Origin of the sequence: Stenotrophomonas sp. 610A2 (assembly GCF_030549615.1) — a bacterium.
GTDB lineage: Bacteria > Pseudomonadota > Gammaproteobacteria > Xanthomonadales > Xanthomonadaceae > Stenotrophomonas > Stenotrophomonas pigmentata.
Window position 1 is genome coordinate 4,485,454 of sequence record NZ_CP130832.1, and the last position, 21,595, is coordinate 4,507,048.

The window sequence follows — 21,595 nt, forward strand, 5'->3', positions numbered from 1 at the left end:
GGAGCATCGTTGCTCTGATCGGAGACGCGTCATGGATACCCGCAAGATGAAGCAACTGCTGTTCGCAGGTGTGATCGCTGTTGGCTGCGCAGGCACTGCCCTCACCGTGCAGGCCGCAGGCCAGACCGCTCACTCCACGCACGATCAGGCCTCCGAGCAGCCAGGCACCGATACCTGGATCACCACCAAGGTGAAGGCCGATCTGCTTACCACCAAGGATGTATCCGGCACCGAGATAAAGGTGGAAACGGTCAACGGCGTGGTGACACTGACCGGCGCCGTCGCCACCAAGGCGGAAGCCGACCGCGCCATTGCCGCCGCACGTGCAATCAAGGGCGTGAAGAGCGTGAACAGTTCGGCACTGACGGTCGCACCCGCGCGTTGACCCACTGATGTCGATCCACTGATAAAGCCGTAGTCCCTGGATAGACATCAACCGGATACAGAGAAAGCGGCACCTCACGGTGCCGCTTTCTCGTTTCAGTCGCCGACAGCCGGCAATCCAGTCGGCTGCTTGAGCATGCTTAGATCAAGCCGACCTTCATCGTGTCCTGCACAAGCAGCTCGGCATCCAGGCCCGAGTGCTGGTACACAACATACGAGACGCCTTCGATGGACTGCTTGCCCATCGACGCCCAATCACCCAGATCGGGGCCGCCCGTACCCAGCAGATCATCGATGTTGACGACATCGCCGGCATTGCCCTTCACCATCATCTGCACCGTCTGCTTGTCGCCCTGATGGAACAGATCCACCTGGCCGTTTGCGAGCACGTCCTTCAGTGACAGGGTCAAGGTGTTGTTGCCGGTGCCGGTGAGGTCGATGACTTCAACGCCGGAGAGCTTGCCCGCCGAGGTGGCCAGGTTGAGGTTCAAGGCCTGGCCTGCACCTGCGATCTTCAGGACGTCGATACCATCACCGCCATGGATGCCCTTGTTGCCGGCATTGGCCAGATAGCTGGCAGCGGCATACTTCAAGGTGATCATGTCATCACCCGCACTGCCGTAATACGTGTCGACAAGCTCATCAACGGTGTTCGCGTCGCGAACGTCCGACACATGCGTGACCTGCGTCTGGCTGAAAGCACCAACGGTGATCTTCCCGCCTGCCGGAATGATGTCGAAGCTGCCCACATCCACGCCTTCCGGCGCGGTGAAGGCATAGGCCTTGACGTAACGCTTGGAAGTCAGCGTACCGGTGATGGTTTCGCGCTTGAGCTCGTTGCCGGCCACGTCATAGATGACGATCACCGCACCCCCTGCCGTATTGTCCAAGCCGGACAAGGTCAGCTGGAACTTGTTTGCGGATTTTTCCAGGTCAACGTGCAGCACGGCATCCTCGCCCCCGGTGAGGGTCAGGCCCGCCAGCGTTGCGGTGGTCGCCGCACCCTTGCTCAGGGTTCCGTTCACCGCGCTCACGGTCACGCCCTTGCCGATGTAGGCATCATCAATGACCAGCGTACTCGCGATGTTCAGCGTATCGCTCAGCGCCTTGGTGGCAAAGCCACCACCAATCACGCTGTAGGCGTCCGACTTCGGCCCCTGCACGCCATTGGCTACAATGCTGACCGCCACGTCGAAGTCATAGGCAACACCCTGCGCGGTTGCAACGGCATTGCTGGTTACCGCAGCAGGTACCTTCACCGTCACCTGGCCGGCAGTCACCTGCGCGGCGGTCAGTACATGTGCATAGGTAGCGATGCCCCACTGAACCTGCACGATATCGCCGGCCTTGGCGCTGGATCCGTCCAGGGAAACAATCATGTCGACGCCATTGCTTGCTTCCGCGGCAGTCAGCACACCTTCGGCCTCGGCGATCTTGACGATGGAGGGTGCGCCCAGCTTGGCGGTCAACTCGACATTGCGCTCGATGGTCTGCCCGATGGTGCCTGAAGTACTGACAACACGTGCCTGGATGGTCCAGCTCTGCGCATGCGGCTGCATATCGGTGAAGTACCACTTGCCATCCTTGACCAGCGCGGTGCCCCACTGCTTGCCGCCATCGGTGGACACTTCAATCCTGGCGCCGATGGGCAGGACCGAGGTCAGCTCACCCTGCACCAGCCGGCCCGAGCTGCCATCGGCGGTGCTGTAGTCGCCGGCAGTGTGGCTGTCCTTGCCCATCATCACGATGGACATGTCCAACTGCACGCCGACACCGGACTGCACCAGCACTTCCGCCGCAAACAACGAGTGCTTGTAGACATCATAGGTGATGCCGGCGACGACGACCTGGCTCTGCAGCTGCCATTCGCCCTGGACCGCGCCGTTCATCATCGCACCGAGCACCACGTTGTCGCCGGCATTGCCCTTGACCAGGACCTGCACGTTGCCATCGGCAACGAACTGATCACGTGCACCAGTGCCAAGTACATCGGCAATCGACATCTTCAGCGTGTTATTGCCGCTGCCGGTGATGTCGAAGATCTCGATGGAATCTATCTTGTCCTTCAACAGCGCCAGGTCCAGCACCTGCTTGGCGCCGGTCAGCTTGAGCGTATCCGCACCGCCGCCACCGGCAACGCCACCGCTGGTCGCCGCGTTGATATGGGCGACGTTGGCCAGCGTGAACACGTTGTCCTCGTTGCCACCGTAGTAGGTGCCGGCCTTGTTCTCGATGGTCTGGTTGGCGAGTACGTTGAGCTCGCTTGCGCCGCCACGGAACTCGAAGTTATCCAGGCCGATCCAATCCCAATCACCGATGACGCACTTGCCCGGGATCCGCGCCCCGGTAGTCACCACCATGTACGAGAACTCCTGGCCTGCGGGCGCCTTGAAGTACGCATTCACGGTGTTCGGCCAATATGCCGACAGCGACTGCTGGCCAACCTGTGCGCCACTGGCCGAATAGAACCTCACCGTCGTCGCTGCGAAATAGCCTGCCTGCAGGTTGGTCACCAGGAACTTGACCTCGGACACCGGGCCTTCGGTGAAGTCGATGCGTGTGCGACCGGTGACGCCGATCTTCATGCCGGTGTTGATCGCAGGATCGTAGTTGGTCAGCCCGGTCATCAAGCCGTAGATCTTGGACAGGTTGTAGTCGTACTCGGAGGTGATGCGCAGGCCCTTGTGGGTAGTGCTCTGTCCGGTATTGAGATCGACGTAGCCTGCGCCGGTGAAGTCGATGTAACGCTGCTCGCCCATGTCGCGGTACTTGGAGCTGTTGCCGGCCTTGTCGATGATCGCGGCGATCACATCACCGCTGGCGACCGAGAAGCCGGGCGCAATGCGCACGCTGCCAGCGCTTACATCTTTGGCAGTCAGTGAGTGATCAAAGCGCTGGCCGTTCAGCACCACGCTGACGATATCGCCTGCCGAAACCGAGGCGGTATTGAACGCGACGGTCAGGTACGCGCCGTCCACCGTCAACTTGGTCGGCGCATCCGGTGCCAGCGTATCGAGGATCACCTCGCGTGATTCGACTTCGCCACTGCGGCCGGCGGCGTTGACCACCTTGGTCTGGATCGACCAGTTGCCCGCATGGCTGTTGTTGTCCTGCGCGGCCCAGCTCAGCCCATCCACCATTGCCTGGGTCCAGCTGAGGCCACCATCGGTGGATACCAGCAGACGCTCATCGGCGGCGAGCTGGGCACTCAGCGAACCCTGCATCAGGCGACCGGCACCACCGTCGTTGGTGAGCCAGTCACTGCTGCTGACGCCCCAGTCCTTGCTCATCGAAGTTACGCTGGCGATCTGGGTCGGCACGCGCACCTGTACCTCGATGACGTGCTTGTCCGAGATTTCCGAAGCATTGGCGGCCTGGTCGGTCATCACCACTTCAAACTCGTGGCGACCATCGGGAAGCTCGGCACCTGGCGTGAACGACCAGTTGCCGTCATCGGCAACCAACGCTTCGCCGATCACCTGACCGTTGTCGATGATGGTGACGGTGGCGCCAGCCTCGCCCTTGCCCGACAGCGTGGGCATGTTGTCATCGGTAGTGCCGCCGTTGCCGACCGAACCGGTCTGCGCGCCAACGTCATCATGAACCTCTTCAATCACCGGTTTCTCGGGCGCGACCCTGTCCACGATGATCAGGTATGGCGTGGACTCTTCGCTGACGGCGCCGCTAGGGGCCTCGTGGATGACGCTGATACTGTGCTTGCCACTTGCCAGCGGGATGACAGGGGTGAAACTCCAGGTTCCATCGTTGCCCACCACGGCATGGCCGAGCAGGTAGCGTCCCTCATACACATGCACCAGATCGCCAGGGCGTCCCCTGCCGATGATCTCCGGGCGGTTGTCATCGGTGTAGCCACCATTGGCGATGATTCCGGTCTTGCTGCCTTGGTCGTCAAGAATCATCTCGATGACGGGCACACTGCCAGCTGCATACACATCCATATGATTGATCTTCGCCTTCTGCGAGATCTGACCGTCAACCACTGCGTCCACTTACTGTCTCCATAGTTTCGAATAGAACACGCAGCCACCTCGCAGCAGCTGCGCACTTGAACTTTCTGCCTTGATCCATTGCAGGTACCGCCATGCGCGCGCGGCCTCACGCGCCCTATCACGCCATTTGTGAGGGCCGTTGACGTTTGCGACATGCCTGATATCGAACAGCCCGGGCGATGGCATCAGTGCATCGCGGCACGGGCAGCTCGTCGTATTGCTTCACAACGCTTTCTCGCTGCCCCGACCCGGCGCAGCATCAAACCCAGGCCGCAGCGCGGCCTGCAACAAAACTCAACGTGTCAAACGTGATGACCACAACATCGCAGCAAGTACTTCGACCCGAGAGCGTCGCTGCCTATCCGCGGATTGCCGGGGCTGCAGGTATTCAAAGGCAGTGAGCCGGAACCGAGGACTACCGGCTTGGTGATGGACCGATTGCCGACGCAAGCCAGCCCGTACAGCAGCGTACGGCGGGATTATCAGCAGCTTTCCAAAATAGATACATGGGAAACAACTTAAAAACTGACAACGCGTTTCGAGTATGAGATTGCAATTACTCCGTGCCGCGTTGTCGTCTTGCTGGGGACGGTTTTTGTCCCTCTTGTTTCTCTAGTGAAACTTCGACGCATGCCGTCCGTATTGGATGGATACGAGCAGCCTGCGTCGCAGCAGTTACGGCCCGGGGCCGGCTTCATACCCAAGATTAGGCTCTGTCCTACAGAAGAATCCCATCAGCTGAAGCAACATCGCGGCAGCATCCCAGCGGCAAGTGGATCCGGCGGTTGCCTGCCGGGATTCATGCGAGCAGAAACACCTTGGAACCGCGTGTAGCAGCCTTCCTTGGCAACCACGTTTCCAACCGCAAAGCGGGACGAACATCCATCTGAACGGAGAGCGGAATGAGTCGCTTGCACGGAAGAATTCCGCAACGATCAAACAATCGCCAGGCAAGCCTTGTCGAAGCAACTTACGCAGCGGTTCTATCCCTGTACCAACGCGGCCAGCTGGCACAGGCACTGGAGTTGTGCCGCGGCAAACTGTTGAAGCTGGCACCACGCCATCCCGGTGGCCTGGTCTGTGCGGGCGTCATCTGCTATCTCAACAAGGACTACCCGGCTGCAGAGCGCTATCTGCAGACCGCAGCGACGAAAGGGGACAACGCCGACGCCTATACCAATCTGGCACTGACGTTTGCTGCCTCCCATCGCGTGCCCGAGGCGGAGCAAGCCTATCGGCGTTCGCTGGCGCTGAATCCCGCCCAGGCCAATGCCTGGAACAACCTGGGCAATATCCTCAAGAACAGCTTCAGGCCGGAGCGACAAGCAGAAGCACTGGAGTGCTACCGGCACGCAATCAAGGCAGATCCGGGCTACGCCACCGCTTACAACAATCTCGGCCACGCACTCGATGCGATTGATGGAAACAAGAGCGCCGCGGAGCAGAACTTCCGCTCGGCCATCGCCTGCAACCCGGATTACCTGCAGCCGCAGCTGAACCTTGCAAGCATCCTGGAGAAGACTGGAAGGGAAGTTGAAGCCCTCGATTGCCTGCGGCAGGCACTGGCACTGCATGCAGGCAATGCCGAGATCACGGGTCGCATCCTCAGTCTGCGCCGTCGCTTGGCGGATTGGGATGACAGGCAACCATCGATCGACGAATTTCTCGCCCTGCTGGCGCAAGGCGACGGCGGCGACGTGTCGCCGCTCGACATGCTTGCCTGGCCGGAGTTCGATGCCGCAACGTTGCGTGGACTGGCCAGCCAGTTTGGTCGCAAGCGCTGGGCATCCGCGCTGGCCGCAGCACCGCTGGTTTCGCCGGTTGCCAGCGCGCGCGTCGGAGGCCTGCGCATCGGCTATCTATCGGCAGACTTCCGCAACCACCCGGTTGCCCATCTGATAACCGACGTAATTGCTGCCCATGATCGCGAGCGTTTCGAAGCGCACCTGTATGCCTACGGGCCGGAGGTCGACGATGAGGAACGGCGGCGACTGATTGCGGCTGCGGACAACTTCACCGTCATCAGCCAGATGGACGATCTGCAGGCCGCACAGCTGATCCGCGACGACAGGATCGATATCCTGATCGACCTCACCGGCTACACAACCCACGCCCGCCTTGGAATCTGCGCGCTGCGGCCAGCCCCCGTCATTGCGTCGTGGATTGGTTACGTCGGCACCTTGGGCGAACCGCGGCTTGCCGACTACATCATCAGCGACGCCGTGGCGACGCCACCAACGCACGCCGCGCATTTCAGCGAGGCGCTGGCGCTGATGCCGGAATGCTTCCAGCCGAACTGTCCACTGACGCCGCTGGCGGATCCACCCACACGTGCGGCGGAAAATCTGCCCTCCGATGCCGTGGTGTTCTGCAGCTTCAACCAGGTCTTCAAGTTCACCCCGCAGCTCTGGGATGACTGGTGCGAAATTCTGCGCAAGGTGCCTCAGGGCGTGCTGTGGATCGCGCCGGGATCGGCTGAAGTGATCCGCAGCAACCTGCTCAAGGAGACGATGGCACGTGGCATAGATCCAGGGAGGATCATATTCGCCAAGCGCCAATCACTCGCAGATCACCGTGCGCGCATCGCCCTTGCCGATATCGCGCTGGACACCTACCCCTACAACTCCGGTGCAACGGCGAGCGATGCATTGCGCGCAGGCGTTCCGTTGATCACCTGCATGGGTGAAACCTTCGTCAGTCGCATGGCGGGCAGTCTGTTGCACACATTGGGCATGCATGAGCTCTGCACCACATCCCGACCTGACTACATATCACTGGCGATCGAGTTGGCGAATGACGCAGCCAGGCGGGACGCGATCCGCCGCAAGCTGGCCGAGCGATTGGGCACTTCGGTGCTCTACCAGTCCGACAGGTTCGCCGCGCAGCTCGAACAGCTGCTGCAGGCCATGCACGCGCAGGCCAGACGCGGTCAGCGGGAGCTCATCGATCTGAGCTGCGCGGTACAGTCGCCGGGTAGTGGCTGGTGCGGGGGCGTCCCAATGCCTGTTGAATCGCTCGGGTTCCCGAACGTCACCCCTGTCTCAGGGAATCCACATCATCGAGGTCCTCCGGTGCCGCGATAATGGCGCAGCTTCGTCCTGATTGGCGCGGCTGCTGATCGGCCCCCCGTTCACCAAGATTGCCGCATCCGATGGGAACAACCACCATTTCAGATTGCAGCGAGTCCAACCTTGCGTGCTCACCTATAGCCATGCCTCTGTAGCTCGAACATCGCATATGAACCTCATTGAGCTATAACGGATTCCCTGCGTTTGGAAAAGGCCGGAATCCAGCACGGACTATGCACGCGACGCAATCTGATTCAGATCGCTGGCTTTTTGGGTGTAGGTATTGGAGCCACCCGAATTTCATGAGCAGAGCTCTCCTCCGCCCTATAGAACATTGGCAATTCTGTATCGAGGGACAGAATTACCAACTCGTCTGCGCGTATCGTGAAACCGGCTGCTCCCGCTCAAGATCAAATGGCACGACCAGCAACTGCAGCTGCCCATCAAAGTGGAATGCTGGCAACGACGTGCTGAAACGTGAGGTCTTGGGATAGAACAGGTATAGCGTGCCGGTACCGCCCAAGTATTTCTGGCCGTAGGCATACAGCTGGTAAAAGTCAGCTTGGGACAGCCCGTACTTCTGTTCGCCGTTGTCCAAAGCACCATCGAGCAGTTTCCACTTGGCGTCTGCGACCACGCGCTGGCCACCGTCATCAATCAGGAAATCGGGGCGCAGCTGGAACCAATGTTGGTCGCGGTGCTTGGCTAGGAAGTGGCGGGCCGCCTGTAGCGTGAGTGTTGCGCCAGTTGGCAGCCATTGGCGCAGTCCCAGTCCGACATACTGCTCGTATACCTTTTCCATAGGGAACAGCAGGCTCTGACCGTTGCTGGTGCCGACCACCGTCAAGGGCATCTGCTCGTGCAGGATCAGCGAACACCAGCCACGCACCGGCGCGTAATGCGCCAACAGGCGATCATCACGCCAGCGTTGGAAATCCTCAGCCACGTCACTGCTGGTTGGGATCTCATGCAGGTGATGGGAAAGCTCGTGCGCCAGGCGCCAGTTCCCGGGTTCGCGGGTGCGCCTGCGCACCACCTCCAGCGCCGAGCGAATCAGACGATTTTCGGCGCGATCAGCATCAAAGACATCATGCTCCACCTGGAAGACGTGGGCACGACCCACAGGCTGGCGAACTTGCCGGGCCACCAACAGTCTGCCACGCAGATAACGCAACTCTTCCTGCACCGGGTGGTAGTCGAAGCGCAGGCCGCGCTTAACCAGGTGCTCCACGCCCTGCAGGAACTGCCGCGCCACCCATTCGCTCAGCGGTGCATCGAAGGTGCGCAGCGCCGTAGGGCTTGACCGGCGCGGCGTCAGATTCAGGCAACGCGCCAGCATCTTCTGCAGTAAGCCCCGCCCGGCTTCGATGCTATCGCCCAGCTCCATTGCCTTGGGCAAAATTTCGATGCGGGTGCCGCAGGGTGATTCAAGCACGCCAACATAGTTGTCCAGACGCAGTTCACGCCGGCTTTCCAGTTCAACCAGCCGGGCACCGCTACCGGGGCCTTGCAGGCGCGCACTTTCAGCCAGCAACCAGTCGAACGCCGTCTGTGAAACCTGCGCCAGCATCTCCGACGCGGATACCGCCGCGGTGGTCAGGCGGGCATGCTCACGGACGGTTATCAGCTGCGTCACTGGATGGCTTCGATCAGCGTGTAGATGCCCAAGTAACTTTCGGGTTCCTCGAAAGCCTCATCATTTATCTGCCAACGGCTGCCGTTGCCAAACCCTGCTTTGCCGAACAATGCATGCTCGTCGTAGACCGGCTTGCTAAGGAACTGATGTACTTTGGCCTTACGCGGGTCGTTCAGCACCAGCGCAATCCTTTCCCAATCCTCGAAGAAATACTCCTGCAACAACGGCAGGATCTGCAGCTGAAACACGCGCTTCAGCTCATCCAGCGACTGGATGCCGATGAAATAGGCATGGCCGAGCAGATGATCCCGGCCCAGCAACACTTCAATGCGGTTATTCATGACGGCCAGCAATTGCTGCAGGTCGATACCGGACACCATGCCAAGTAAGCCGGGCCTGGGCGGCATCTCTTCGAACACGAATCGACGACGCAGGGCCACGTCCAGACCGGCCAACGAGCGATCGGCGGTGTTCATGGTGCCTATCAGGTACACGTTGTCGGGCACGCTGAATTTGTCCTGCGAGTACGGCAGGGTTACTTGCAATGCTTCTGCTTTACCGGCGCGCTTGGATTCCTCGATCAACGTGATGAGCTCGCCGAAAATTCGCGAGATGTTTCCGCGATTGATTTCATCAATGATCAGTACCCGCGGCGCGTTGTCCTGCGTTTCTTCAACGGGGGCCAGCAGCTTGGCCAGTTTGTCCAAATTGATCGAGCCGGGACGCAGCTCGTAGATGGTCATCTGGCTGAAGCGGTTTTCCATCAACTCGGCGTACGGCAAGCCAGCGTCATATACACGAAGCCAGTTGACCTTGCGGCCTTGTGAGTAGCTGTCGTTCTCGCGCGGGACGTGCAGGTATTCGCTGGTAACCTCGCCAATTGCGCGGAAACGCAGATTGCCTTGGGTGACCACGAACAGATCACCAACTTTGACCTGCCGGATGAAGATATTGAGCGCCGTGATCGGGTAGTCGGAAGCATCCCGTTCCGGGGTAGCCTGCTGGAACCTTTGGGCGATATCGTCGCGTGTTTGCACACCGTTATAGTCGGCATCGGCACCGAAGCCGATCAGTGCCAGCCCCTGCCTGATGCAGTCCTCGTAGACCGCTTCCTCAGTGCCGGCCTCACCCAGAGAGATCTTCCAGATGCGTCGGCCTTTCAGATCGATATGTTTGCCGGTCGATTGCACCACGCGACGCCGGGCCGCATTGCACAGCTGCTTGAAGACGCCGTCCTCGACCGCGTACTCGATCTGACGGGTAGCTTCGTTGGTGCCTGCACGAATTCCTTCAACGAAGTCTTCGTAGCTGAAGCTTTGATGGAAAGTGACGAACTTGATCTGCCCCGCAGCCGCATAGGCGTCGAACTTCTGTTTCTTCTGCTCACGGCTGCCATTGAAGTCGGGTTCGAGAATGGCCAGCGCCTTGTCGATGGTGGCGTAGGTCTTGCCGGTACCCGGCGGGCCATAGAGGATCTGGTTCAGAGGTTGGGTGATCATGGCAGGCTCGGATGTCGGCAAGGCAGGCGGGGTCGCAGCGGGCTTTGAGTCGTACCAACTGCACAACTCCACGAGCTCCTCCAACGAGGAAACACGCACTGTGTATGCTGGTTGGCCAGTAGCCAGACGCGGCGCATGGCTGCCCAGGTGGTGGTTGCGGCTCTTCTCCGGCAAATACTCGCCCATTCGATCGTCCGAGACCCGGGAAGGACGCGCGTCGACAAAGACCTGCAGCGTGGATTTCTTGGCAGGGTTGGTGCCTGGATCGAAGGCTAGTTGTCGCTCCGTCCCCGTGCGGTAGGCCGCGATATGCGAAGTACCGCTGTAGGTGTCCGGATAGCGCTCGTCCAGGTAGTCCATCGCGACCTGCGCGTCGAATGGTGCGCCTTGGTTATTCTCCCAAGCGCCGTGGGACAGCGCCGCAAACGGTTCACTTGAATGCTTACGCACAGCATCCAGCGCCGCCAGGTAAGCCGGAAGCGTGCGTTCCGGGCGGGGAACACCGATGGTCAGCAGCCACGGGCGGGTCTGCCTGTCGATGGGGAAATACAGGTCAGGCGCTACGTAGAACAAGGCTTGCGTCAGCTTTGTGAAACCAGTGCTGGGGATCTTCAGGGCTCGGGCGAACGTGTCCGCGTCCAAGCCAGTCCTAGCATCCTTGAACAGCATCCAGAGCGTAGGAATCATCCAATCTTCCCGCTTGCGCTGATACGGGAACATCCAGACCTTCATGGCATTGGCACTGGGTACGCCATCAAAGTCAGTTGGCGGTACCACGCTCAGCCCCGCGACATCGATCAATCGGGCAAACAACTGTTTGCGCCTTTCGACCCCGTACTTCATGAACATGCAGAAGAAGGTGAACGGATCGATCGCCTGCAGCGGGATGGTCTGCGCGTTCTCATCCTTGTCCTCCAAGCCGGCATCAATGCCAACCTCTTTGAGAACCTGGATCAACTCCGGCTGTCGGGCTTCAAAACCGCCCACCCACTCAGCCACTGCCCGGAAGACGGGAATCCACGTGAAATTGGAGACTCCCATCAATTTGCTTTCCTTGCTTTTCGAAAGGTGGGTGACGAGTTGCGGTCCTGCTCCACCGTTTCTGGCAAGCCAGCTTTGCAGGTCTGCAGCCGTGCTAGATGCGCCCATTTGGAGCGTTGTGGTTCGGCCATTCCCTATGCCCTGTAAGGCCCCCAGCGGGCACCTAGCGATTCTATCTGACGGGCAGACGCACGAAGCGGAGATTGAAGCCCCCCATCGAATACCGACAAGAGCTGGAAGGCCGCGATACGAGCAGCAACCACAGCGCGTCCACACAACAAAAAAGTTCCCCGTTCTTCACTTTAATTTATGTACTGGTCAGTCTGGTATTCAGGGTGGATTCCGTTGGCTAACGGATAATTCACAACTATCGAACGGCCACAGATTCAGGCCGTAACGATCAAGACCAATAACGAGGTAATGCCGAAATGAAGACTTCTTTGATCGCTCTGGGCCTGCTGGCCGCCCTGCCGTTCGCCGCTTCGGCTGCCGATGGCCTGTCCTACAACTATGTGGAAGGCGGCTATGTGAATACCGACGCCAAGGGCGGCGACGCCGATGGTTGGGCGGTGAAGGGCTCGGTTGCGGTACATCCGAACTTCCATGTGTTCGGTGACTACAACGCGCAGGAAACCGACAAGGGCAAGGTTGATGTTGACCAGTGGCGCCTGGGTGTTGGCTACAACTACACCGTGGCCCCGAACACCGACCTGCTGGCACGTGCGGCCTACCAGAAGCTGGACATCGAGCACGGCCCGAGGTTCAACGGCTACAGCGCTGAAGTTGGCGTGCGCACTGCCTTCACCCCGAACTTCGAAGGCTATGCCCTGGCGGGTTACGAGGATTACAGCAAGAAGAACGGCTACAACCCGGAAGGCGAGTTCTACGGCCGCGTTGGCGCCACCGGCAAGTTCAACGCGAACTGGGGCCTGACCGGCGAAGTGAAGCTGGCCAAGGCTGGCGACAAGGAATGGTTCGTCGGCCCGCGCTTCACCTGGTAAGCGACAAAGCGACAAGTAATGGTGTTGTATGGCGCGTGACCTCTCTCCCACGCGCCGCTGGAAGCCCGGTCCTCCCCTGACCGGGCTTCTTTTTTGGGCGGCGCCCGGCAGGGCTTTTTGTAGTGCCGAGCCATGCTCGGCAGAAGCTTTCCCGGCCAGAGCCAAAAGCTACCCCTCCCCAGCCCTCCCCTTGGCTGCGCCAAAGGGAGGGGGCGTAGTGCCGAGCCATGCTCGGCTGAGGCTTCACCGGTAACGCCACTGCCGAGCATGGCTCGGCACTACAAGAACAAAAAAGCCCGGCATTGCCGGGCTTCTTCTTTGATCGTCGCTCATTCTTACTTGAACAGCGTGTCCGGGTATTCCGGCTTCTGCTCACGGGCCAGCAACTGCTGCAGGCCTTCGGACGGGCTCAGCTCACCGTGCAACACCGACTGCACCGCCTTGGAGATCGGCAGGTCGATGCCGTGGCGGTCGGCCTGGCGCATGACTTCATCGGCGGTCTGTACCGATTCCACCACCTGGCCGATTTCCTTCACTGCATCGGGCAGGCTCTGGCCGCGGCCGAGTGCCAGACCCAGGCGACGGTTACGCGACAGGTCACCGGTGCTGGTCAGCACCAGATCGCCGAGACCGGCCAGACCCATCAGGGTTTCCGGCTTGCCACCAATGGCAGCTGCCAGTCGCAGCATCTCATTGAGACCGCGAGTGATCAGGCCGGCACGGGCATTCAGGCCCAGCTGCATGCCATCGGCCACGCCGGTTGCCACGGCCAGCACGTTCTTCATCGCACCGCCCAGCTCTGCACCGACCATGTCGTCGCCGGTATAGGCGCGGAACGCCGGGCCGTGCATGGCGTCAGCCACCTGCTGGGAGAATGCGTCGTCATCACCGTGGACGGTGATGGCGGTGGGCAGGCCCAGGGTGACTTCCTTGGCAAAGGACGGGCCGGTGACGACGGCCAACGGCACGTCCGGACCCAGTACTTCGCGCGCTACTTCATGCAGGAAACGGCCTGAGCCGGGCTCGAAGCCCTTGGTTGCCCAGGCCACGCCTGCCCCGGCCGGCCGCAGCGGCGCCAGCGCGCGCACGGTTTCGGCAAAGGCATGCGAAGGCACCACCACCAGGATCCAGTCTGCCCCGGCAACGGTGGCAGCCAGGTCGGTGCTGGCGCGCAGGGATTCTGGCAAGGGAATCCCCGGCAGGTACCGGGGATTCTCATGACGCTGATCAATCGCCTCGACTACCGCTGCATCACGTCCCCACAGCACGGTCGTATGACCGTGCCGGGCCAACAGGGTGGCCAGCGCGGTGCCCCAGGAGCCCGCGCCAAGAACGGCGATTTTTTCTGCGTCGTTCGTACTCATACTGAAACGCAGACGCCGATCAGGCGTTGCCAGCCGGCTCGGAATCAGCCAGCGAGGCTTCGCCCTGCTGCTGACGCTGACGCAGGGTTTCGGCGTACAGGCCTTCGAAGTTGATCGGCTGCAGGTAGAACGGCGGGAAGCCGCCGGCCTGGATCAGGTCCGACACCATCGAGCGCACGTACGGGAACAGGATGTTCGGGCACTGGGTGCCGAGCAGCACGTCGATTGCCTGCGGCTCCAGGCCGATCAGGCCAAACACGCCAGCCTGCTCGACTTCGGCCACATAGGCGGTCTTGTCGCCGGCCTTGCAGGTCAGGGTCACGCCCAGCACCACTTCAAACGCAGTGTCGGACAGGCGCTGCACCTTCTGGTTCAGGTTCAGCTGCAGGTCCGGCTGCACGTTCTCGTTGAAGATCGTCGGCGAGTTCGGGGATTCGAAAGAAACGTCCTTGACGTAGATCTTCTCGATGGTGAAAGCCGGGCCGGTTGCGGATTCGTCGGCCGGGACTACGCCGTTGGTGTTCTCTTCGGACATTGCTCAAGACTCCAGAACAGATTGTTCATTGAATGGGATTAGTACAAGACCAGCGATGGGGGCGGTTGCCCACAGACACAAGCCCTGTCTGAAAATTTGCTGACTCAGTTACGGCCTTTGACCAGCAGCAGGTCTGCCGCCTGCCATGCCGGCAGGCCACCATCGAGCACATATACCTGCTCGAAGCCGGCTTTTTTCAGCGCTTTTGCCGCTGTAGCCGAGGCATTGCCGGTACGGCACAGCAACACCACCGGGCTCTGCTTGGCGTTGGCCAGCAGCTTGTGGGAGGCGTTCAACTGCGCCGGCTGCACATTGCGGCTACCGGCAATATGGCCCTTCTCGAAGTCGGCGGCAGCCGACAGATCGATCACGGTCGTGCCGCCGGCATTGATCATGTGGGTCAATTCGGACGGCTTGAGCGACTTGTAGCCGCGGAACAGGCGCGCGACCTCGGTGGCAATGATGGCTACCGTCAGGCCGACCAGGGCCAGCGACAACATCGGATTTCGGCCGGCGAAGGCCAGCAACTCTTCGTAATTCACTCAGGTCACGGGTCGATAAGAGGGCATGGATTGTCGCACAGCCGGTGAAAATGCAGCCAATGCCTCATTGGCCCTGCCAAAGATCGGGCAAACCGGCCGCCTGCCACCAGCGCTTGGCCTCCGGATCCCAGCGCCAGCGCTCGTTCACGATCACCAGCCGTTCGGCCTGGGTATTGCGGTTGATCACGCCCATTTCCACCCGCCGCTCGATGCTGCCATCGGCGCCTGCACCCACCGAACGCTCGCGGTAGCTGGACACCTGGATCTGCCGGTAGCGCTCGCGCTGCAGGTCGGTGATCGGCCGCTGCAGCAGGTACTGCGGGTCGATGAAGCCTTCGGCCTTGTCGAAATCGCCCCAGCGCACGGCCGCCACATAGGCGTCCTGGGTCGGCACCAGCTTGCTGCGCTGTGCCCGGCTCGGGCCATCGGCCTGGGCGCTACCAGCTGCCAGCAGCAACACGACCAGCGCGGACTTGAACAGGTTTCGATACATGCAGGCCCCCTCGGTGATGGCTGATCTTAGCCCTTGCCGAGGGCAACAAAACGCCCCTCGAACTCGGCCGCGCCGCCTTCAATCGCCGCGCGCACGGTCACCCTGGCACGTCCGCGTTTGCTGAACAGCGCCAGGAAGTCATCCCAGTCCTGCTCAGGCGCCAATCGCGCGGTCGCCAGCAGGTCGCCGTACACCGGTGCGCGGTAGCGGATATTGCTGTCCGCCACATACACCTCGGCCTGCTTGCCCGCCATCGCCAGGCGCATGCTGACCAGCGCCCAGCCCGACAACGTCATCACCGAGGCCAGGCTGCCACCGAAGGCGTTGCCCTTGTCATTGACGTTGGCATCCAGCGGCGCCTGCATGCGCAGCACGCCATTGTCATAGCCGGCAATGCGGATGCCCATCGCTGCAACCGGCGGCATTGCCGAGAGAGTGCGCTGAAGCTGCTCCAGCAACACAGGTTCTTCAATATGTTCGGACATGGAAGACAACGAAAAACGGAAAGCGCCCGCATAATGCATGGAATGAACCGCTCCGCCTATGTGCCAGCCGACACGGTCTGGCATCTCATCTCGATGCGTCCGCAAGGGCAACACGACACCCTGCGCAGCGCAGCGGCGCGTTTGGGTGCACGTACGCTGGCGTTGTCGCCCTGGCGGCTGCAGATGCGTACCGACGAGGCCACCCGCGAGCAGCTGAACGCAGCGCGTACCTGCGACCGACTGGTATTCACCAGCCCTGCCGCTGCCGAAGCCGCTGCACGGCTGTTGCCGCTGGCCGAGCTTCCTGCGGGCAGCCTGGTCGCGGTTGGCGAAGGTACTGCGCGGGCACTGCGGCGGCGCGGCGCGACCGACGTGCAGGCGCCTACCCGGATGGACAGCGAAGGCCTGCTGGCCTTGCCCGCCATGCAGCAGCTGCGCGGCCTGCGCGTGGCCCTGGTCACCGCCCCCGGCGGTCGCGGCGTGATTGCCGCGCAGGTGCGCGAACGCGGCGCCAACCTGCAGCGCATTGATGTCTATGAGCGGCTGCCGCTGCCGGTCAGCAAGGCCACCATTGCCCGCCTGCAGGCACTGCCGAGCCCGTATGTGGTGGCGATCAGCAGCGGTGAAGCGCTGCAGACGGTACTGCCGTATCTGCCCGCCGCCTTGTTGCAGCAATGGCAGCAAGCCGCAGCAGTTGCCGCCAGCGAACGGCTGGCCGAACTTGCCACCGAGCTTGGCTTCCACAACGTCAGCCTTGCCGCCGGCCCCCTGCCTGCACAGCTGGCCAGCGCCGCCCACGCCGCGCTTTTCCCTGCCGCAGGCTGAGCCCGCCAGCAAAGGCGACTTGCAGGCATGCAGCGCGCGGGCGATGCTTTGCCTGCACCAATTGCGTGGTCACCCTTGTGTCGTGGCCTCGCCCGCCAAGGATGTTGCCCCCCGATGAATGATGTCGCACCCGTTCAACCGCGCCGCCCACTGCGCTGGCTCCTGCCACTGATTGCGATCGCCGCGCTGGGCGCCGCTGGCTGGTTTGGCTGGCACAACTGGCAGACGCGCCAGCAGCAGGCGGAGCTGGCCCGCGACAGCGCCATCCAGCAGCTCAGCGCCGTGCAGCAGGGGCTGGAAGCCCTGCGCCGCGACCAGCGCGCCAATTCCCGCAGCATCCAGGACGCCGCCGCCACCAACCGCGTGCTGCGCGACGAAGTGCTGGGGCTGAGCCAACGCAACGCCTTGCTGGAAGAAAACCTCGCCCAGCTGGCCGACAGCTCGCGCCAGGGCGCGCAGGCCGTGCGCCGCGAAGAAGCCGAACTGCTGCTCAACCAGGCCCAGCAACGGTTGACCTTTGCCGGCGACCTGGACGGTGCCCGTCGTCTGTATGCACTGGCCGCCAGCGCGCTGGAAGGCATCGACAGCCCCGATTACATCAACCTGCGCCAGGCGCTGATCCAGGAGCGCAACGCGCTGGACGCACTGGGCCCGGGCGTGCGCGCCCGCACCGCTGCCCAGCTCGAGCACTGGTCCGGCGAACTTGATCGTCTGCCCGAACACCTGCAGGTACCCGCCGACAGCCAGCAGCCGTGGTGGCAGCAGATGCTGTCGCCGCTGGTGCAGATCCGCCCGGCCGACGGCAAGGTATTGGTTGCCCGATCCGAGCGCATCGCCGCCAATGATTCGCTGCAGATCGAACTGAGCCTGGCCCGCGCCGCCCTCGAGCGTGGCGACGACAAGGCCTGGCAGCAGGCGTTGGACCGCTGTGACGCGTGGCTGCAGCGGCTGTGGCCGGATTCGCCGCAACGTCAGCAGCGCCGCAGTGAACTGCGCGAGATGCGCGGCGTGGAACTGCGCCCCAACCTGCCCGAGCTCGGCAGCACCCTGCAGCAACTGCGCAGCACGCGCACCGCCAAGGACGCACCATGAAGGCCTTCCGTTCCCTGTTGCTGGTATTGCTGGTCGCCGCGGCCGGCATCTTTGGCGCGCAATGGCTGGGACAGGAATCCGTGCGCGCCCTCGGTGAAGTGATCGTCCGCGCCGGCGACCACGACTACATCGCCACCCTGCCGCAGGCGGCGTTGGCAATCCTGATCGCCGCGCTGCTGCTGTGGCTGCTGTGGTCGTTGGTCAGCACTCCGTTCCGCGCCTGGGCACGGCACCGCCGCAAGCAGGGCCGCGCGCGCCTGATCGATGGCCTGCAGGCACTGGATAACGGCCAATGGCAACGCGCCGAGAAACTGCTGCAGAACGCCGCAACTGAAAAAGCCGTGCGCCCGATCGCGCTGGTCGCGGCAATGCGCGCCGCCGAAGCGCGCGAGGACAACAGCAGCGCCGGCCAACACCTGCAGCAACTGGCCGACGCCGATCCGCACCTGCATGCGCTGCACAGCGCCGAGCGCTGGCTGCAGCTGGACAAGCCGCTGGAAGCGATCAACGCGCTGGACCTGCCTGCGTTGCAGCCGCTGCCGCCACGTGGCCTGTGGTTGCGTACCGAGGCACTGCAACGCTGTGGCCGCGCCGAAGAGGCGTTCGGCCAGCTCGGTGCGCTGCGCCAGCAACAGGTTCTGCCGCCGGCCGCCGTTGCCGATCTGGAAGCCAGGCTCGCCCTGCAGATGCTCGACGAAGCCAGCGACGTCAATGAACTGGCTGCGCGCTGGGAAGTCCTGCCCAAGTCGCTGCGGGTCAGCCCGCAGGCGGTATCGCACTATGCACAGCGCGCGGTGGCGCTGAACTGGACCGACGTTGCCCTGCGCAGCATCGAACAGACGCTGGACAGCCATTGGGACGAAGCGCTGGTCGCTTTGTACACGCAGCTGCCGGTGGAGAAGTTCGATTCGCGCCGCGCCAGCGCACAGCGTTGGCTGCAGTCACATCCCTCCAGCCCTGCCCTGCTGCTCGGGCTGGCACGCATGGCGGTGGGCCAGGGCCAATGGTCGCAGGCCGAGGAGTTCCTGCACCGGGCCATTGCCCAGGATGCAGGGGCGGACGCCTGGGAAGCACTGGGCGAGGTCTTCGCTGCACAGAATGACGAGGCGCTGGCCACGCAGTGCCTGCTCAATGCGGTGCGCCAGCGTCGCGGGCAAGCGCCTTCACCGATCCAGCGCCGCGACCTGCGCCAACAGATCCAGGACCAGGCCGTGGCCGAAGAGCGCGATGCGCATGGCCTCCCGCGTCTGCCCGGCTGAACGCCTGCGCCAACCCAGCAACACATTCCGTAACGAGCAGCAATGAACATACCCCCGGACATCCACGCGCGCGTGGTCGCGCTGACCGATGCCATCCTCGATGCCTGCGAGGGCGGCGAGAATGGCGCCAGTGCATCGCTGTATGCACAACTGCACGCCTATTGCGACACGATTGCCGCCGACGGCCGCGATCATCCCTTCCTGTGGGAAACGCTGGCCGACTTCACTGCTGATGACCGCATCGCCATCGCGCACTACAACCGCGCATTGCTGCTTGCCAATGCGGCACAGGCGATCAGCTATGAGGCTTCAATCTGCCTGGCACTGGCCGAGCGCCATTCCAACCTGGGCGATGCCGAGGCCGCGCACGCGCATGCCTTGAAGGCAGATGCATTGGCACAGCGCACCGATGACCTGCCCTTGCGCAAGGCCATCAGCCAGTTCCTGCTGGACCACTCGCAGACCGCCGAGGACTGACGTGCCTGCCCCGGCTTCGCGACCGGCGGCAACTAGTCGCGGCGATACGGATAACGCGGCAAGCGCGCCAGGAACGTGGTCGATACGCCGCGGTATACCGCCAGCTTGATGTCGATCTTCCTGGGCTTGAGGATCTGCATGCCGATCAATCCCCAGAAAAGCATCACCACGAAGCTCAGGATGCCCAGGCCGATCGCCACGCCGCTGTCGAACAGGAAGCAGCCAAACAAGGGCAGCAGCGACGACCACGCCATGATGATGAAGTTCTGCCGCCGCCTGCGATGTGCAGCGCACAGGCCGACGTGGTGGACGGCCTGCTTGCGCACCGCCAGCGCGACGATCAGGTAGACCAGGAAGTGCAGCAGGATCAGCAGGTATATCCATGGCGAATGCCAATGGAAATTGCGTTTGCGGTATTCCACCGCAGGCTGTCCGCATTTGACGCAGTAACGAGGCAGATTGCTGTGTGGCACTGCCAGCAACTCATCGCCATCACGCCAGCAGGTCCCGTCCTCCGGGCTGCTGATGGCAAGCGCTGGCGGCAAGGCCTCCGGCGCAGCATACGGGTTGAACTCATCCATTCGTTACACCCCCTGTGAGATTCGAACGGGCCCCTCCCCAGCGACCCGCATCTACGTCCCCGGCATCGCATGCGGTCGCTGGCGCTTTCCACACGTCAGGAATACCGCCGCCGGGCAGCCTGCAGAACAACGCCACTCAGCGCTTGCTCGATGTCGCCCCGACGGCACCTGCTGCGGCTGCATCTGCTTCTGCCGCGGCGGCTGCGGCGGCAGCTGCATCCATGGTCATACCACCCGTATAGGCGGCATCTGCAGCGGCATCTGCAGCGGCATCTGCAGCGGCATCTGCAGCGGCATCTGCTGCAGCGGCTGCCGCTTCGACTGACGCATCTGCCGCCGTTGCAGCGGTATCTGCTGCCGCCTGCGCTGCCTCTGGCGAAGCAACCGGGTTGCCGACAATGCGCGCAGCGGACTCCCCTGCCGTGTCTTTGGCCGGCGGTGCATCCACATCCACCGCCATCGTGTTCATCGCGCTGTTGTCGGCGATCAGCTGCAGCTGCTGTGCAATCTCGGCAACGTATTGGCGACGCGCGCGTTCGCGGTCCGGGCTCGACACCAGACGCTCCGGCAATGGCTGCAATCGCTCGAAACGCGCGCGCGCGGCATCGAAGCGCGACAACCTGCGCTCCCATTCGCCCAGCAGCATCTGGCAGTACAGCCAGAACTCATCACGCTCGGCAGCGGCACGCGCATCCGGACATTGCTGCGCATGCGTTGCCGAAGCCGCCTGCACATAGCGCGGGTATTGCTCGGGCGAGGCCTGCCAGGTCGCCCTCTGCAGCACCCCGGCACGCTCCCTCGCCGGCGCATCGACGGCTTCGAACAAGCGCGCCAGCAACCAGTAGCTGGTCTCGCTACCGCGCATGCGCTGGTATTCGTCGCTGTTGACCACGGCGGTCAGGCGCTTGATCTCGTCGGCGCTGTAGTCGTCCTTGTAGATGACAAAGCCGTTGCCCGGGCACGACACCAGTGGCCAGGGCGACTGGATGGCGCCATACACGCGCCCGTCAAGGAAGTGGCCGAACGACGTCCCCGAGCCCATTTCCTGCGCACTGAAGCGTTCGCCACCAATCGGGCAGACATGCTCCACCGTCATGAAAGTCATCGCGGCGGCTGGCGCCGCCCATCCTGCCAACAGCACAGCCAAACCAATCGCAATGCGCTTCATGCCCCGCCCCATCCTTTGGTAGGCAGACATTGTAGTGCCGACCCATGGTCGGCAGGGGGCATCACCGGGAACGCCGCTGCCGAGCATGGCTCGGCACTACAACAGCTGCAGCTACGCTCAACAATGCGACCACGC

At 62.4% G+C, this 21,595-nt stretch carries 17 protein-coding genes; 7 read left to right on the forward strand and 10 right to left on the reverse strand.

Annotated elements, in window-relative coordinates; translation table 11 throughout:
* Positions 1–31 precede the first annotated feature (31 nt).
* On the forward strand, positions 32–385 hold the full coding sequence (locus Q5Z11_RS19920; RefSeq protein WP_303748000.1) for a BON domain-containing protein: 354 nt from the start codon (positions 32–34) through the stop codon (positions 383–385).
* 139 nt (positions 386–524) lie between these two features.
* Here Q5Z11_RS19920 and Q5Z11_RS19925 read toward each other — a convergent pair whose 3' ends face one another.
* The gene (locus Q5Z11_RS19925; protein WP_303748001.1) at positions 525–4,394 is read right to left on the reverse strand and encodes an Ig-like domain-containing protein; all 3,870 of its coding nucleotides are present in this window, start codon (positions 4,392–4,394) and stop codon (positions 525–527) included.
* A gap of 902 nt (positions 4,395–5,296) precedes the next feature.
* Between Q5Z11_RS19925 and Q5Z11_RS19930 the strand changes: the two genes are divergently transcribed.
* A complete protein-coding gene (locus tag Q5Z11_RS19930) occupies positions 5,297–7,477 on the forward strand; it encodes an O-linked N-acetylglucosamine transferase, SPINDLY family protein (protein WP_303748002.1) in 2,181 nt (726 codons plus the stop codon).
* Positions 7,478–7,823: 346 nt separating this feature from the next.
* On the opposite strand, the gene Q5Z11_RS19935 is transcribed toward Q5Z11_RS19930, so the two are convergent.
* Together Q5Z11_RS19935 and Q5Z11_RS19940 are read right to left on the reverse strand one after the other, a co-directional pair.
* A complete protein-coding gene (locus Q5Z11_RS19935) occupies positions 7,824–9,098 on the reverse strand; it encodes an McrC family protein (RefSeq protein ID WP_303748003.1) in 1,275 nt (424 codons plus the stop codon).
* Complete coding sequence (locus tag Q5Z11_RS19940) at positions 9,095–11,638, reverse strand: AAA family ATPase (RefSeq protein WP_303748004.1); 2,544 nt, start codon at positions 11,636–11,638, stop codon at positions 9,095–9,097. The genes Q5Z11_RS19935 and Q5Z11_RS19940 overlap by 4 nt, the downstream gene beginning before the upstream one ends.
* A 428-nt stretch (positions 11,639–12,066) precedes the next feature.
* On the opposite strand from Q5Z11_RS19940, the gene Q5Z11_RS19945 reads away from it, so the two are divergent.
* A complete protein-coding gene (locus tag Q5Z11_RS19945) occupies positions 12,067–12,639 on the forward strand; it encodes an OmpO family porin (protein ID WP_303748005.1) in 573 nt (190 codons plus the stop codon).
* Between the two features lie 335 nt (positions 12,640–12,974).
* Here Q5Z11_RS19945 and Q5Z11_RS19950 read toward each other — a convergent pair whose 3' ends face one another.
* The 5 genes from Q5Z11_RS19950 to Q5Z11_RS19970 all read right to left on the reverse strand — a co-directional run bounded on the left by Q5Z11_RS19950 (position 12,975) and on the right by Q5Z11_RS19970 (position 16,058).
* Entirely contained in the window at positions 12,975–14,003 is a 1,029-nt protein-coding gene (locus tag Q5Z11_RS19950; protein ID WP_303748006.1) for an NAD(P)H-dependent glycerol-3-phosphate dehydrogenase, read from the reverse strand.
* Between the two features lie 19 nt (positions 14,004–14,022).
* Positions 14,023–14,538: a protein-export chaperone SecB gene (gene secB, locus Q5Z11_RS19955; RefSeq protein ID WP_303748007.1), complete on the reverse strand. Its 516-nt coding sequence runs from the start codon at positions 14,536–14,538 to the stop codon at positions 14,023–14,025.
* 104 nt (positions 14,539–14,642) lie between these two features.
* Complete coding sequence (locus tag Q5Z11_RS19960; RefSeq protein WP_303748008.1) at positions 14,643–15,080, reverse strand: rhodanese-like domain-containing protein; 438 nt, start codon at positions 15,078–15,080, stop codon at positions 14,643–14,645.
* A 64-nt stretch (positions 15,081–15,144) separates the two neighbouring features.
* Entirely contained in the window at positions 15,145–15,573 is a 429-nt protein-coding gene (locus Q5Z11_RS19965; protein ID WP_303748009.1) for a hypothetical protein, read from the reverse strand.
* 26 nt (positions 15,574–15,599) lie between these two features.
* Positions 15,600–16,058, reverse strand: a complete 459-nt coding sequence (locus Q5Z11_RS19970) for a YiiD C-terminal domain-containing protein (protein ID WP_303748010.1) — start codon at positions 16,056–16,058, stop codon at positions 15,600–15,602.
* A 42-nt stretch (positions 16,059–16,100) separates the two neighbouring features.
* On the opposite strand from Q5Z11_RS19970, the gene Q5Z11_RS19975 reads away from it, so the two are divergent.
* The 4 genes from Q5Z11_RS19975 to Q5Z11_RS19990 all read left to right on the forward strand — a co-directional run bounded on the left by Q5Z11_RS19975 (position 16,101) and on the right by Q5Z11_RS19990 (position 19,711).
* Positions 16,101–16,883 (forward strand): uroporphyrinogen-III synthase, encoded by a 783-nt coding sequence (locus Q5Z11_RS19975; RefSeq protein WP_303748011.1) that lies wholly within the window; start codon positions 16,101–16,103, stop codon positions 16,881–16,883.
* Between the two features lie 114 nt (positions 16,884–16,997).
* The gene (locus Q5Z11_RS19980) at positions 16,998–17,975 is read left to right on the forward strand and encodes a uroporphyrinogen-III C-methyltransferase (RefSeq protein ID WP_303748012.1); all 978 of its coding nucleotides are present in this window, start codon (positions 16,998–17,000) and stop codon (positions 17,973–17,975) included.
* Positions 17,972–19,234: a heme biosynthesis protein HemY gene (locus Q5Z11_RS19985; protein WP_303748013.1), complete on the forward strand. Its 1,263-nt coding sequence runs from the start codon at positions 17,972–17,974 to the stop codon at positions 19,232–19,234. The genes Q5Z11_RS19980 and Q5Z11_RS19985 overlap by 4 nt, the downstream gene beginning before the upstream one ends.
* Positions 19,235–19,276: 42 nt before the next feature.
* Positions 19,277–19,711 carry a hypothetical protein gene (locus tag Q5Z11_RS19990; RefSeq protein WP_303748014.1) on the forward strand — a complete coding sequence of 145 codons (435 nt, stop codon included), beginning with the start codon at positions 19,277–19,279 and terminating at the stop codon, positions 19,709–19,711.
* Between the two features lie 32 nt (positions 19,712–19,743).
* Here Q5Z11_RS19990 and Q5Z11_RS19995 read toward each other — a convergent pair whose 3' ends face one another.
* Both Q5Z11_RS19995 and Q5Z11_RS20000 read right to left on the reverse strand, forming a co-directional pair.
* Positions 19,744–20,292 carry a hypothetical protein gene (locus Q5Z11_RS19995; protein ID WP_303748015.1) on the reverse strand — a complete coding sequence of 183 codons (549 nt, stop codon included), beginning with the start codon at positions 20,290–20,292 and terminating at the stop codon, positions 19,744–19,746.
* Positions 20,293–20,428: 136 nt separating this feature from the next.
* Complete coding sequence (locus tag Q5Z11_RS20000; protein WP_303748016.1) at positions 20,429–21,460, reverse strand: hypothetical protein; 1,032 nt, start codon at positions 21,458–21,460, stop codon at positions 20,429–20,431.
* Positions 21,461–21,595 lie beyond the last annotated feature (135 nt).